Below are 13698 nucleotides of genomic sequence, written 5' to 3'. Positions count from 1 at the left end.
AAAAAGCCCCCTCCTCTTTAGAGGAGGGGGTTGGGGGTGGTGTGAAGCCTGACGCTACACCCGAAAACACCTCAAAACTTCGGCGCACGCAGCGGCTTGGCCCAGCCGCTCAGCGTCAGGATCTCCAACGTCTCGGTCACCCGCCCATCCGCATCGGCCATTTCGGCAAAGGCTTCCTGCGCGCGGGCCAGGGCGGCCTTGCCCAGCGGCGCGCCGGTGCGCGCGAGGCAGTTGGACAGGCCCTGTTCGCGCAAGTCCTGCACCAGCCGGTCCAGGCTGCGATAGCGCACGGCCAGGCTGCGGCTGTCGATCACCGGATCGGCAAACCCGGCGCGTTGCAGCAATTGCCCGCCTGCGCGCACGTCTACTTGCGGATGCACGCGCGGGGCGGGCCGGTCGGCATCGGCGGCCAGCATCACGCTGCGCAGGGCAGGCAGGCTGCCGGCGGCGGTAAAGCTCATCATCGCCAGCCCATCGGGGGCGAGCGCGCGGCGCAGGTGGACCAGGGCGCCGGGCAGGTCGTTCACCGTGTCGAGCGTGCCCAGCACGGCGAGAAAATCGAACCCTGCGGCAAAGGGCAGCGGTGCTTCCTGCTCCACCCCGGTTTCGCCCGGCAGCGGCGCCGGGTCTGCGTGAGTCACCGCGACCCCTTGCGCAGCGAGCGCGGCGCCGAGGCTGTGGTGCACGTCTCCGATCACCAGCGCCGTTTGCGGCGCGTGGCGCAGGAACGAGAGCCGGTCGAGCATGTCCTCGATCATGTCATCGGCCAGGAAACGTGCGGCATCCGGGCGTTGCGCCAGGTGGCGCATGCGCGCGCGCTGGGCCAGGCGGCGGGACGGGGCAAAGATCTGGGGCGGGGAAGGGGGGGCGGAATGAGCCATGGCCGCTGCCTGCCCGCATGCGACGCGCTTGCCAAGCCTCTTGCGCTGGGGAATGAACCGAAGGCCATGCTGCGCCCCGCGTTTCTTGCCCCGGTTGTCGACCTGCTGTTTCCGCCGCGTTGCCCGCTGTGCGGCGCGACTCTGGCCATGCACGGCGGGCTTTGCGCGGCGTGTTGGGCCAATCTGGAGATTCCGGGGGAGCCGGCCTGCGCGCTGTGCCAGCGCCCGCTGGAAATAACGCTGGCGCGTGACGAGGCCGCGCTCTGTGCCCCATGCATGGCGCAGCCGCCCCGCCACGACGGGATTGCTGCCGCCACGCTCTATGGCGATGCCACGCGCACGCTGGTGCTGCGCTTCAAGCATGGGCGCAAGGTTGGGTTGGCTGGCCTGATGGCGCGGCTGATGGTCGCGCGCCTGCCGGCCTTGGAGGGGGAATGGCTGGTGGTGCCCGTGCCGCTGCATCGCTGGCGCTTGTGGCAACGTGGCTATAACCAGTCGGCCTTGCTGGCCGCGGAGATCGCCCGCGCGGTGGGGCAGCCGCTGCTGGTCGATGGGCTGGTGCGGCGCAAGCGGACGCCTTCGCTGGGCGGGCTTGGGGCCAAGGCGCGCGCCCAGGCGCTGTCGGGCGCCATTGCGCCCCATCCGCGCCACGCCGCCCGGTTGCGCGGCGCGCAGGTGCTGCTGGTGGACGACGTCTTGACCAGCGGCGCGACCAGTGATGCCTGCGTGCGGGCCTTGCGCCGCGCCGGCGCCACGCGGGTGAAGATCGCGTGCTTTGCCCGCGTCTTGCGCGAAGCGGAGGGGAAGGGGTGATTCGCGCGAGGCGGGTGCAACAAAGCGCAGCAAAAGGAAAACGCCCGGAACCTTGCGGCCCGGGCGTTTCGTGACGAAACCTTGTGATTGACGGGGCTTCCCTCTCGGCCCTGACCGTAACCCCGCCACTCAATCTCTCCAGATGGCCGTGCCTTCCTTGCCAAGAAGGTCGAACCAGCCAACTGGTCCCTCGCGTGTCCCTGAACTTTGGCGCTTGCCGCGCCGCCTTTCGGCGGTTCAGTTCGCGGTTCCCTCAAACCGCATGTTCTTTCTTGACGATTGCGCCGCCGGAAGGAAGGGGAAGCCGCGTATACCGCCGATTTTGCCCCGGCCATGTGGTTATCGTGCAACAATGGATGCACTTGGGGCGGCTTTTGCAGAAGGGAATGACTCACCGTGTCGGTCGATGACGATTCGCTACAGCGCGAGCAGGGCACCGCGTTCATGCCGCGCTTCGATTCCCAGGGTCTGGTGACGGCCGTGGCGATCGACCACCGCACCGGGCAACTGCTGATGCTGGCGCACATGGATGCCGAGGCGATTGCCCGCACCCGCGAAACCGGGCTGGCGCACTTCTGGTCCCGCTCGCGCAAGAAGCAGTGGATGAAGGGTGAGACCTCGGGCCACGTGCTCAAGGTGATCGAAATTCGCGTGGATTGCGACCAGGACGCGCTGGAACTGCGGGTCGAGCCGGCCGGGCCGGCCTGCCACACGCTCGCCACCAGTTGCTTCTATCGCCGCATTGCCGCCGATGGATCGCTGGAGCGGATTGAGGTTTGACGTTTACGTAAGCTGCGCGTTAGGGTGACGGGCATGGATTCCGCGCCCGACGCCACGACTCACACCGGCCATCTCGACCGGCCCGACGCCCTGGCACGCGACCAGTTCAGCATTACCGACCTCTCGGCCGAATTCGGCGTCACCGCGCGGGCGCTGCGGTTCTATGAGGATGAGGGGCTGATCGCGCCGACCCGGCAGGGCACGGCACGCATCTATTCGCGGCGTGATCGGGCGCGCCTGGCGTGGATCATGCGCGCGAAGAACGTGGGCTTCAGCCTGGCGGACATTCGCGAGATGATCGATCTCTACGATCTGGGCGATGGCCGCGCACAGCAGCGCAAGGTGACGATCGCCAAGTGCCGGGAACGGATCGCCGCGCTGGTGCGCCAGCAGGCGGATATCGCCAGCACGATTGTGGAGCTGGAAGGCTTTGTCGCGCAGCTTCAGGCGCTGGAGAGTGCCGAGAGTGGCGGTTCGGCCTGAGCCGCAGCCGCCACTCTCCCGCTCTGGTCAGTTGTAGACTTCGTCGAGCAGCGCGGTCAGCGCCAGCCACGATTGGCGATCGGCGCTGGCGTTGTAGCCCAGGAAGTCCTTGCCGCGCGCTTCGCTTTCGGGATCGGTGAACCCGTGCTTGACCCCGGCATAGGCATGGAAGTGCCAGTTGCCGCCGGCGGCATCCATTTCCTTCCAGAAATCGAGCACCTGTTCGCGCGGGACGAGCGGATCGGCATCGCCATGGCACACCAGGATGCGGGCCTTGACCGGCGTTTCCGCCGTAGCGGGGCGCCCGGTGGCGAGAATGCCGTGAAAGCTTGCCGCCAGCACAATCGGTGCGCCTTCGCGGGCGAGTTCGAGCGCGGCCTGGCCGCCCATGCAATAGCCGATCGCCGACAGCGTCAGCCCCGGCGCGGCCGCCGCCAGGGCATCGAGCCCGGCCTTGAGGCGGCCGCGATAGTGATCGACATTTTCACGCAAGGCATTGCCCAGCGGGAACGACGCTTCGAAGCTGGCCACCGGCTCGCCATAGAAATCGGCAACCATGGCAACGAAGCCCTGGTCGGCCAGCATCTGGGCACGCTGGCCCATCGCGGCGTTGAAGTTGGCAATGGTCGGCAGGACGAGGATCGCGCCGCGCGGGGAGCCTTCGGGGCGGGCAAGCCACCCCGTCAGCGCCACGTCGCCATGCGCATAGTCGATGCGTTCAAGGCTCAAGGCTGGTTACTCCGGAAGGAAATCGGGCACCGACAGATAGCGTTCGCCGGTGTCATAGTTGAAGCCGAGCACACGGCTGCCGGCGGGCAGTTCGCGCAGCTTGGCGGCGATGGCGGCCAGCGTCGCGCCCGAGGAAATGCCCACCAGCAGGCCTTCCTCGCGCGCCGAACGGCGGGCCCATTCCTTGGCATCGGCCGGATCGACCTGGATCGCGCCGTCGATCGCCTGGGTGTGCAGGTTGCCCGGAATGAACCCGGCGCCGATGCCCTGGATCGGGTGCGGTGCCGGCTGCCCCCCGGAAATGACCGGCGAAAGCGTCGGTTCCACGGCATAGGCCTTGAAAGCCGGCCAATGCTTCTTGAGTTCCTCGGCGCAGCCGGTGAGGTGGCCGCCCGTGCCCACGCCGGTGATCAGCACGTCGATCGGGCTGCCGGCAAAGTCGGCCAGGATTTCCTGCGCGGTGGTGCGCACGTGCACGGCAACGTTGGCGGGATTGTCGAACTGCTGCGGCATCCACGCACCGGGCGTTTCCGCCACGATTTCGCGGGCGCGTTCGATCGCGCCCTTCATGCCCTTTTCGCGCGGCGTCAGGTCGAACGAGGCGCCATAGGCCAGCATCAAGCGGCGGCGCTCGATCGACATCGATTCGGGCATGACCAGCACGAGCTTGTAGCCCTTGACGGCCGCGACCATGGCGAGGCCAATGCCGGTGTTGCCCGAAGTCGGTTCGACGATGGTGCCGCCGGTCTTGAGACTGCCGTCGGCTTCGGCGGCCTCGATCATGGCCAATGCGATCCTGTCCTTGATCGAGCCACCGGGATTGGTGCGCTCGCTCTTCACCCATACCTCGTGGTCGGGAAACAGGCGGGACAGGCGAACATGCGGCGTGTTGCCGATGGTGGCGAGAATGGAATCCGCTTTCATGTCGCGTGTGCTCCTTGGTGTTGAGCGGGTCAGGATTGGTATTTTGCAGCAAACGTCCGGGCGCGGCGCAATTCGGGAAAGCCGATCGCCCAGGCGAGGGTAACGACTATCGCACCCACCCCGCCAAACACAACCGCGCCAGTTGCGCCGAGCAGGGCGGCGGCCACGCCGGATTGCATGTCGCCCAGTTCGTTGGAGCAGGAAATCGCCAGGCCGGAAATGGCCGAGACGCGCCCGCGCACCGCATCGGGCGTGTGCAACTGCACCAGGGTGGTGCGGATATAGACCGAGACCATGTCCGCCGCGCCAATGCCGATCAGCATGAGCAGCGACAGCCACAAGTCGCGCGACAGGCCAAAGCCGATCGTGGCCACGCCGAACGCGGCCACGGCCAGCAGCATCTTCGCGCCGACTTCGCGCTCTACCGGCCGGCGCGCCAGGAATGCGGCGACGAGCGCGGCGCCCAGGCCCGGCATGGCGCGCATCACGCCCAGGCCATAGGACCCGACCGGCTGGCCATGAAACGTCAGGATGTCACGGGCATAGACCGGCAGCAGCGCGGTTGCGCCGCCCAGCAGCACGGCAAAGAGATCAAGCGTGATGCAGCCCAGCAGGAAGCGATCGTTTGCCACGAAGCGAAAGCCGTCGGCAATCTGGCGGAACGGATGGGCCTGGCGGTTTTCGGCCGGCGGGGGCAACCGGCGGATGCCGAAAGCGCCCACTGCGGCAATCGCCAGCAGCGCCACCGACGCGCCATAAGGCAGGGCGGCAGCCACCGCGAACAGCACGCCGGCAATGGCCGGCCCGCCCATCGAGCCGATCTGCCAGGCCATGGCGTTGATCGCCACTGCGCGCGGCATCAGTTCTGCCGGCACGATATTGGGCGCGATCGAGGACAGCGCAGGGCCGATGAACACGCGGCTGGTGCCATGCGCGGCGGCCATCGCGAACAGCAGCGGCAGCGACAGCACGTGGTAGTAGGTGGCCAAGGTCAGCACCAGCGCGATCAGCGCGTCGAGCACCATGGTCAGCCCGGCGATCACACGGCGATCGAACCGGTCGGCGACCACGCCGGCCACGGGCGTCAGCACGAATTGCGGCAGGAACTGCACCAGCCCCATCAGGCCAAGCTGGAATGCCGCTTCCTTGATGCCCATGCCATATTGGCCGCGCGCCACGTCATAAAGCTGATAGCCCAGCACCACGACCATGCCCGAGGTGGCCACCACGGAAAACAGGCGGGCCACCCAGAACCGCCGGAAATCGGCAATCTGGAACGGGGAGGAGGGGCTGGAAAGCGGCGCCGGGGCAGGGGTGTCGGTCACAGCCCGGTCTGTGGCAGCGGCGTATCGCTTTGCCAAGCCAACAATTGTTTGCGGCGACCGCAGAAATTGCTGCGCTGGCCCAAAGGGCAGGGCAGGCCATCCGGCACGCCGCGTCAGCCTTTGCCGCGCAACCGGGTATTGGGCTGCAATTGCTTGATCATCTTGGTGAAATCATCCTGGCGGATGATCCGCTCGAACTGGAAGCCGGCCCGGCTCTCATCGGCCCAGACCAGAAACGCCTCGATCCGGCCGATCTGCGGCAGGCGGATGGTGACCCGTTCACCCCGGCCAAGTTCAAGCGTGTCGCGCACCATGAAGCCGGTAGTCGAAATGTTGACGATGTTGAGCATCACGTCGCCCAAACGACGGTGCTCCCCGATCACAGGCAGGTGAACGGGGTGGCGGGTAGACCGGCGCAGGTCGGTCACGGAAAGCTGCGCGCCGCCAGACATGGCTTCTCCTACCGGACAGAGCGATTCAAGTCGGCAAGATATATCCAGAATGGCTTAGATTTGGTTAACGGGCGGCGGCGACTTGCCGCCACCCGGCAACGGTAAAGCGTTAAGCCGGCTTGATAATGCCGTGCTTCTTTTTGCCTGACGAAAGGCGACGTTCCGCCAACACTTCGATGACCGCCGTATCATCACGCACCGGCTCGCCGTCCAGGCGCGCGCCGCCACCGGCAATAAGGCGCTTGGCCTCGCCCCGGCTGGCGGCAAAGCCCAGGCCGATCAGCGCCTCGATCACGCCGATCGAGCCGTCACCCACTTCCAGCGTGGGCAGGTCCTGGCCCAGGCCGCCGCCGGCAAAGGTGGCCTGCGCGGTGGCTTGCGCGGCCTCGGCCGCCTCGCGGCCGCGGATCAGCGCGGTCACTTCGTTGGCCAGCACGGCCTTGGCGGCGTTGATCTCGCTGCCTTGCAGGGCTTCGAGGCGGGCGATCTCGTCCAGCGGCACATCGGTGAAGATGCGCAGGAAGCGGCCCACGTCGCGATCGTCGGTATTGCGCCAGAACTGCCAGAAATCGTAGTTCGGCAGCATCTCTTCATTCAGCCAGACCGCGCCGTTGACGGACTTGCCCATCTTCGCGCCGTCGGCCGTGGTCAGCAGCGGAGTGGTCGCGCCATAGACTTCGATGCCGTTCATGCGGCGGGTCAGCTCGATGCCGTTGACGATGTTGCCCCACTGGTCAGACCCGCCGAACTGCAAGCGGCAGCCATGCCGCAGCGCCAGTTCGCGGAAGTCGTAGGCCTGGAGAATCATGTAGTTGAATTCCAGGAACGTCAGCGGCTGCTCGCGGTCCAGGCGCAGCTTCACCGAATCGAAAGTGAGCATGCGGTTGACCGTGAAATGCGGGCCGACGTCGCGCAGCAATTCGATGTAGCCCAGCTTGGACAGCCAGTCGTCGTTGTTGACCATGATCGCGCCGGTCGCGCTGTCGTCGAACGTCAGCAGGCGGTCGAACACCTTGCGGATGCCGGCGATGTTGGCCGCGATGATCTCTTCGGTCAGCATCTGGCGGCTGGTATCCTTCCCGGAAGGATCGCCGATCTTGGTCGTGCCGCCGCCCATCAGGGCGATCGGCTTGTGCCCGGCCTGTTGCAGGCGGCGCAGCAGCATGACCGAGGCGAGGTTGCCGACATGGAGCGATGGCGCCGTGGCGTCATAACCATTATAGGCCACCACGATTTCCTTGGCCGCCAGGGCATCCAGGCCCTGGGCGTCGGTCAACTGGTGGATATGGCCCCGCTCGGACAGCAGGCGCAGCAGGTCGGACTTGTATTCGGTCATGGTTGCCTCGATGTGGAGCGGGGCGCCTAACACGAAAGGACGTGTGTTGGAACCGGCGCTGCTTGTTGCCCATCCTGATCATGCCGCGCTTGCGGTGCGCCAGGTTTCGGCGCGGATCATCACCCTGGACGACCACTGGCTGTGCCTGCGCTGGCGGGTGGAGGGCACCTCGGCGCTGGTGGTGCCGCCGTTCTCGGGCCGGGCGCGCACCGACGGCCTGTGGCAATCGACCTGTTTCGAGCTGTTCCTGGCCGAAGACGATCCGGCCGCAGGCGGCGCCTATGCCGAATTCAACTTCGCCCCGTCGGAGCGCTGGGCCGCTTACGATTTCGATGGCTATCGCGCCGGCATGGCGCCGCGCCCGATCCCGCGCGAGCCGGTGCTGACTCCGCGGCGCGGGCAGGACGTGCTGATCTTCGATGCCGCGCTGCCCGTGGCCGGCCTGCCGCCACGGCCCTGGCGCCTGGGGCTTTCGGCCGTGCTGGAAGAGGCGGACGGCGTGAAATCCTATTGGGCGCTGGCCCATCCGCGCGGCAAGCCCGATTTCCACCACGCGGCTTGCTTCGCCGCGCGGGTTGAGGCACCGCAGCAGCCATGAAGACCGGACTTGATCGCCTGCTTGCCGAACCCGCCCTGCGCGCGCCCCTGGCCGGCCGCCGCGTCGCCCTGGTGGCCCATCCCGCTTCGCTGACCGACACGCTGGTCCATGCGCTTGATGCGCTGGCCGCCTGCGCCGACGTGAACCTGACTGCCGCGTTCGGCCCGCAGCACGGGCTCAAGGGGGACAAGCAGGACAACATGGTCGAATCGCCCGACTATCGCGATCCCGCGCTCGGCATCCCGGTGTTCAGCCTCTATGGCGAAGTGCGCCGGCCGACCCCGGCGATGATCGATACGGCCGATGTCTTCCTGTTCGATCTTCAGGACCTGGGTTGCCGGATCTACACGTTCGTCACCACGCTGCTCTACCTGCTGGAGGCCTGCAACGGCACCGGCAAGGCGGTGTGGGTGCTCGATCGGCCCAATCCCGCCGGTCGGCCGGTGGAAGGCACGCGACTGGTGCCCGGATGGGAGAGCTTTGTCGGCGCCGGGCCGATGCCGATGCGCCACGGCATGACACTGGGCGAAATGGGCCGCTGGTTCATCGCGCATTACCATCTCGACGTGGACTATCGCGTCGTCACGATGGATGGCTGGCAGCCCGAGGCGGCGCCGGGGTTCGGCTGGCCGCAGGACCGCATCTGGATCAACCCCAGCCCCAATGCCGCCAGCCTGGCCATGGCCCGCGCCTATGCCGGCACGGTCATGCTCGAAGGCACGACGCTTTCCGAAGGGCGCGGCACCACGCGCCCGCTCGAAGTGCTGTTCGGCGCGCCGGACCTTGATGCACTGGCGGTGCGCGCCGAAATGGAGCGCCTGGCGCCGCACTGGCTGGCCGGCACGGCCATTCGCGAATGCTGGTTCGAGCCGACGTTTCACAAGCACGTCGGCCGCCTGTGCCACGGGCTTATGCTCCATCCCGAAGGGGCGTTCTACGATCACCTGGCGTTCCGGCCTTGGCGGCTCCAGGCTCTGGCGTTCAAGGCGATCCGCAATCTGCATCCCGACTATCCGCTGTGGCGCGATTTTCCCTACGAATACGTGCTCGACAAGCTGGCCATCGACGTGATCAACGGCGGCCCGGCCTTGCGTGCATGGGTGGATGACCATGCGGCGCAGGCTGGCGATCTCGAGGCTCTGGCCGCGCCCGACGAGGCAGGCTGGATCGAGGAGCGGCGCTCCTTCCTGCTCTATTGACGCAGAAAAGGGAGGGGCGCGAACCCCTCCCTTTTCGTCTCCGTGGATGGCGGCGTGCAATCAGAAGCGCGTGCCGACCTGCACCGACACGTGGCGGCGCTGCACGTTGGCGCCGTAAAGCTTGCCGAGATCGGCGTAGTTGAGCGAGAACCCGGCATAGGCCCGCTGGCTGAACTGATAGTTCAGGCCCAGTTCGCCGCCCACGCCATCAAGGTTGGTGCTGCGTTCCAGGCTGCCTTGCGTTTCCTTGATGCGGAAGCGGTCATAACCCAGCTTGAAATAGCCTTCGACCTTGTCGCCAAGGGCGACGCCGACGCGACCGCCGGCCAGGATGTTGCCGTCGGAACCGATGCAATAGGAATCAACGCAATCCTTGGCGCGGGCATAGTCATAGTTGATGAACGGGCCGACGGTGACCTTGCGGCTCACGGGAATGTCGTAACCCAGTTCGGCGCCGATCGACGCGGAATTGCCGAACTTGTAGACTTCGCCATCGCCCAAGCCGCTGACGGTCGGGGTTTCATAGCCGACACGCAGTTCGGCGCGCAGGCCCGAAAAGGTGGCATCCTTGGCAAAGGCAGGCTGGGCGGCAACAAGAGCAGCCAGCAGAACGATTTTCTTCATGTTATCCCCTGTTCGGCCGGATGCCGTCGGTTCGCGGCATGCGGCATGCGCGCCGCCGTGACGAACGGCGCGACGCGCGGCAACTGCGCCAGGTTGCCGCGCTGCACAAGAGGCATTATTGCAGAATGCTTCCAAATCGGACGAAGATTATCCAGCAATATTAGCTGTGTTGTACTCGCCTCCGTAACACTGGTGCATCTGCTTCATGCTGGCGTCGATGCCGTTTGCCCCGGCGCTGGCGGTTGGCCGGCATAATGGTGCGCGCGCTGGTCCACTTGCGCCCAGGCGGGGGCATCGTCGGTCCAGATCACCGTGTCGGGCTCAAGCCCGTGGCCGGAATCAAGGAAGCCCAGGCGGACCGTGCGCAAGTGCATACGGCCCGAGGATTGTGCCATCACCCCGGTGCCGCAGGCCGGGCAGAAGAACTGCGTGAGCGTGTTGCCCGAAGGCGCGACATAGGCAAACGAGCCCAGCGCCCCGGCAACGTCCACTGCCTCGACCGGGAACACCGCGTTGTTGGTCGGTCCGCCGGCCGCGGCCTGCTGGCATTGGCGGCACCAGCACTGGCGCACGGCCACCGGCTCGCTGGCAGAAATGGTGGCAGTCACCGCTCCGCAGGCGCAACGTCCGGTAAAGCTCATGGGTGTTCTCCGATCGGGTATTGTTAGGTTGGCAAACAATTGTTAGGCTGCCGGGGCAAAGCCGGGAAGCAACCCGGGAGAGGATATCAGGCTCCATGCTCAAGCTCTACAGTTTCGGTCCCGCCGCCAATTCCATGAAGCCCTTGCTGACTCTGTTTGAAAAAGGCCTGGCGTTCGAGGCCAACCGCCTCGATCCGGCCCGGTTCGAGCACCATGCCGACTGGTTCAAGGCGATCAACCCGCGCGGGCAGGTGCCGGCGCTGGTGGACGGCGACAAGGTCATCACCGAAAGCACGGTGATCTGCGAATACCTGGAAGACGAATATCCCACGGCCGTCTCGCTGCGGCCGGCCGACAGTTTTGGCCGCGCGCAGATGCGGGTGTGGACCAAGTGGGTGGACGAATACTTCTGCTGGTGCGTCTCCACCATCGGCTGGCATCGCTATGTCGGCAAGATGGTGCAGGGCCTTTCGGATGCGGAATTCGAAGAGAAGGTGAAGGCCATCCCCGTGGTGGAGCAGCAGGTCAAATGGCGGCGCGCACGCGAAGGTTTTCCGCAGGACATGCTGGACGAGGAAATGCGCAAGATCGCCTTTTCCGTGCGCCGGCTGGATGATCACTTGCGCGATCACGAATGGCTGGTGCCGGGGCAATATACCCTGGCCGATATCTGCAACTTCGCCATCGCCAATGGCATGCAGTTCGGCTTTGCCGAGCTGGTCAACCGGCAGGACACGCCGCATCTGGTCCGCTGGATCGAACAAATCGCCCAGCGCCCGGCGGTGAAAACCATGTTCGATCGCGTGGAGCTGGAAAAACTCGGCCCCCGCGATTGATCGACCGGCTTTTTTCGCGCTCCGGCGAAGGGTAGGGCGCAATCGAAGGGTTTTGTCATTGCCGCCCTTGGTATAGGGCGGCGCTGGCAGGGTGATCCGGGGCGCGCGCGCAGCGTCTTGGTCTCCTGCGGTGACGGAGCCTTGATGCAAGACGTGCTGCTTGCGGAGGAGGGTGGGCGCTATGGCGCTGACCCCCGCCGCCGTTCCCTGTCGTTCGTGCTGGCTCTGGCCATGTCGCTGCTTTTGCTGGCGGCGCTCCTGTCCGTTGGCCTCTATGAGCCGCCCGCCAAGCACGAGGGCGGCACGCTGACGGCGGTCAATCTCTCGGCCGCCGCCGGGGAAAAGAGCGATAATCCGGCGCCCAAGCAGCAGAAGGCCGCGCAGCAGGCAGCCCGCGCCACGGCCACGGCGCCCGCTGCCGCCAAGCCGCCGCGCGTGGTGGTGCCGACAGACAACAAGGTGGTCTGGCCCGAAGGCTTCATCCCGATGAGCCGGTCCGATTTTGCCGCGGCCGACATTTCCAAGATCAAGGGCCAGTCCGGCACCGGCAGCGGCGCGCAACAGGCTTCGGCCGGGGGCGGCGGTGGCGGCGTCGGTGGAACCGCGCCCGATGGCTCGCGCCTCTACAATGCCGAATGGTATCGCGAACCGCGCGATGCGGAAATCAATGGCTACATGCGCCCCGGGCAAAGCTCGGGCCGCTGGGCCACGATCGCCTGCCGCACGGTGGCCAATTACCACGTGGAGGATTGCCAGGAACTCGACGAGAGCCCGCGCGGATCAGGCATGGCCCGTGTGCTGCGGCAGGCCGCGTGGCAGTTCCTGGTGCGCCCGCCCCGCATCAATGGCACACCCCAGCTCGGCACCTGGGTGCGCATCCGCTTCGATTTCATCCGGGGCAAGCGCGATGACGATGCCGGCGGCAGCGGCGCCGGACCCAACGACAACGGTTGAGAGCTACCTAGTCGAGAATAACGACGTTCTTGTCGTCGCTCACTTCCGCTTCAGGCTTGACGTTTGCCAGCGCTGACATGGCCTGATCTGGCGTAGGAAGACTAGCATAGGGCGGATAAATCGCCGTCTTGTCAAACACGGACAAAGTCACATCGAACATGGCAGGTTGCTTGAAAATCTGCGCCAAGACGCTGGGACCTGCTTCTATTATCACCCCGGCATCGCCCAACGCGATGATATAGCGCTGTTTGTCTTCAGGAAGTCGATAGAGCCCGCGCTCCACTCTCGATGCCGGATCGCGACATAACAAGCTGAGGCGCGGGTCTGGACCTATGGGCAATTTGCCTTTTGGCGGTTCTGTCTGGTTGCGCGTTGCGGCGAGAAGTGCGCCTGTCAAAATGGCGTGGCGATCCCATGGCGCTGCCCGCTCGGCTTGCGGCAGTGATAGCGCGTCGGAGCAAGGCGCAATCGGCACAGCAGCCGGCAAAGCCTTTGCTGGCGCGGGCACGCGCAGCGCGGCGGCAGCGGCAGCCAGTTGCGCATCGAGCGCCGCAGGGTCCAGCTTGCGCGAACTCATCCGCATGGTGACCAGCCACGCGCCGGCCGGAATGACCACGGCGCCGGTCGCCAGCAGGGCGCCACCTTGCGCGCCTTGCACCACGCGCATCGCGCTTGCGCTGGCATGGCCGGTGGGTGTGAACACGGTCAAGCGCGGCGTTCCGGCCGGCGTGCCGCCCAGGCGCTGCACGGTCATGCCCATCACCTGGCTCAGGCGGTCTGCCCAAAGCGGCGCCTGCGGCCAGCCCGCGCGGAAGACATAGATGGTCAGCGTGGTGCCGGTCTCGTTGTCATTGTATCCGATCGAGACATCGGCCAGGCCATGCTCGCTTTGCGAGACCGACGTGCGGGTGAATGTCCCGATCGCTGGCGGCAGCACCACGCCGGTCGGCGGGTGGGTCCAGGCAGCGGCCGTATCCACCACGATCGGCCCGGCAACGTTGGCGGGCTTGGTCGTCTCCCCTCGGGCGTTCTGCGCGTGGGCGGGAGTCCCGCCCATGGCCAGCCCGAACGCCGTGAGTGCGAGTGTGGCCGATCGAGCCTTGGTCATCCTGGTCCTGCCCCC

16 protein-coding genes are annotated in these 13698 nt (G+C 66.3%); 7 read left to right on the top strand and 9 right to left on the bottom strand.

Annotated features, from left to right (window positions below):
- Positions 1–71: 71 nt before the first annotated feature.
- The gene (locus tag IE191_RS10430) at positions 72–881 is read right to left on the bottom strand and encodes a methyltransferase domain-containing protein (RefSeq protein ID WP_191324314.1); all 810 of its coding nucleotides are present in this window, start codon (positions 879–881) and stop codon (positions 72–74) included.
- 66 nt (positions 882–947) lie between these two features.
- On the opposite strand from IE191_RS10430, the gene IE191_RS10425 reads away from it, so the two are divergent.
- From IE191_RS10425 to IE191_RS10415, 3 genes are all read left to right on the top strand, one after another.
- Entirely contained in the window at positions 948–1694 is a 747-nt protein-coding gene (locus IE191_RS10425; RefSeq protein WP_191324313.1) for a ComF family protein, read from the top strand.
- 396 nt (positions 1695–2090) lie between these two features.
- Positions 2091–2474, top strand: a complete 384-nt coding sequence (gene hisI, locus IE191_RS10420) for a phosphoribosyl-AMP cyclohydrolase (protein ID WP_268249428.1) — start codon at positions 2091–2093, stop codon at positions 2472–2474.
- Between the two features lie 33 nt (positions 2475–2507).
- The gene (locus IE191_RS10415) at positions 2508–2957 is read left to right on the top strand and encodes a MerR family transcriptional regulator (protein ID WP_191324312.1); all 450 of its coding nucleotides are present in this window, start codon (positions 2508–2510) and stop codon (positions 2955–2957) included.
- Positions 2958–2984: 27 nt separating this feature from the next.
- Here IE191_RS10415 and IE191_RS10410 read toward each other — a convergent pair whose 3' ends face one another.
- The 5 genes from IE191_RS10410 to tyrS all read right to left on the bottom strand — a co-directional run bounded on the left by IE191_RS10410 (position 2985) and on the right by tyrS (position 7723).
- Positions 2985–3686: a dienelactone hydrolase family protein gene (locus IE191_RS10410; RefSeq protein WP_191324311.1), complete on the bottom strand. Its 702-nt coding sequence runs from the start codon at positions 3684–3686 to the stop codon at positions 2985–2987.
- 6 nt (positions 3687–3692) lie between these two features.
- Complete coding sequence (gene cysK / locus IE191_RS10405; RefSeq protein WP_191324310.1) at positions 3693–4610, bottom strand: cysteine synthase A; 918 nt, start codon at positions 4608–4610, stop codon at positions 3693–3695.
- A 29-nt stretch (positions 4611–4639) separates the two neighbouring features.
- Positions 4640–5935, bottom strand: a complete 1296-nt coding sequence (locus IE191_RS10400; RefSeq protein WP_191324309.1) for an MFS transporter — start codon at positions 5933–5935, stop codon at positions 4640–4642.
- A 113-nt stretch (positions 5936–6048) separates the two neighbouring features.
- On the bottom strand, positions 6049–6387 hold the full coding sequence (locus IE191_RS10395; protein WP_191324308.1) for a PilZ domain-containing protein: 339 nt from the start codon (positions 6385–6387) through the stop codon (positions 6049–6051).
- Positions 6388–6496: 109 nt separating this feature from the next.
- Complete coding sequence (tyrS, locus tag IE191_RS10390) at positions 6497–7723, bottom strand: tyrosine--tRNA ligase (RefSeq protein ID WP_191324307.1); 1227 nt, start codon at positions 7721–7723, stop codon at positions 6497–6499.
- A 46-nt stretch (positions 7724–7769) separates the two neighbouring features.
- Between tyrS and IE191_RS10385 the strand changes: the two genes are divergently transcribed.
- Both IE191_RS10385 and IE191_RS10380 read left to right on the top strand, forming a co-directional pair.
- Complete coding sequence (locus IE191_RS10385) at positions 7770–8321, top strand: DOMON-like domain-containing protein (RefSeq protein WP_191324306.1); 552 nt, start codon at positions 7770–7772, stop codon at positions 8319–8321.
- Positions 8318–9520: an exo-beta-N-acetylmuramidase NamZ family protein gene (locus IE191_RS10380; RefSeq protein WP_191324305.1), complete on the top strand. Its 1203-nt coding sequence runs from the start codon at positions 8318–8320 to the stop codon at positions 9518–9520. Before IE191_RS10385 ends, IE191_RS10380 begins: the two co-directional genes overlap by 4 nt.
- 60 nt (positions 9521–9580) lie before the next feature.
- On the opposite strand, the gene IE191_RS10375 is transcribed toward IE191_RS10380, so the two are convergent.
- Both IE191_RS10375 and IE191_RS10370 read right to left on the bottom strand, forming a co-directional pair.
- Complete coding sequence (locus tag IE191_RS10375; protein ID WP_191324304.1) at positions 9581–10144, bottom strand: outer membrane beta-barrel protein; 564 nt, start codon at positions 10142–10144, stop codon at positions 9581–9583.
- Positions 10145–10347: 203 nt separating this feature from the next.
- Positions 10348–10785: a GFA family protein gene (locus tag IE191_RS10370; RefSeq protein WP_191324303.1), complete on the bottom strand. Its 438-nt coding sequence runs from the start codon at positions 10783–10785 to the stop codon at positions 10348–10350.
- 95 nt (positions 10786–10880) lie between these two features.
- Here IE191_RS10370 and IE191_RS10365 point away from each other — a divergent pair, with 95 nt between their 5' ends.
- Together IE191_RS10365 and IE191_RS10360 are read left to right on the top strand one after the other, a co-directional pair.
- Positions 10881–11621, top strand: a complete 741-nt coding sequence (locus IE191_RS10365; protein WP_191324302.1) for a glutathione S-transferase family protein — start codon at positions 10881–10883, stop codon at positions 11619–11621.
- A gap of 144 nt (positions 11622–11765) precedes the next feature.
- Positions 11766–12575 (top strand): hypothetical protein, encoded by an 810-nt coding sequence (locus IE191_RS10360; RefSeq protein ID WP_191324301.1) that lies wholly within the window; start codon positions 11766–11768, stop codon positions 12573–12575.
- 7 nt (positions 12576–12582) lie between these two features.
- Here IE191_RS10360 and IE191_RS10355 read toward each other — a convergent pair whose 3' ends face one another.
- The gene (locus tag IE191_RS10355; RefSeq protein ID WP_191324300.1) at positions 12583–13683 is read right to left on the bottom strand and encodes a hypothetical protein; all 1101 of its coding nucleotides are present in this window, start codon (positions 13681–13683) and stop codon (positions 12583–12585) included.
- Between the last annotated feature and the right edge of the window lie 15 nt (positions 13684–13698).

The sequence above is a fragment of the Novosphingobium pokkalii genome (assembly GCF_014652855.1).
Taxonomy (GTDB): Bacteria; Pseudomonadota; Alphaproteobacteria; order Sphingomonadales; family Sphingomonadaceae; genus Novosphingobium; species Novosphingobium pokkalii.
This window is presented reverse-complemented; position numbering and strand designations above follow the sequence as displayed.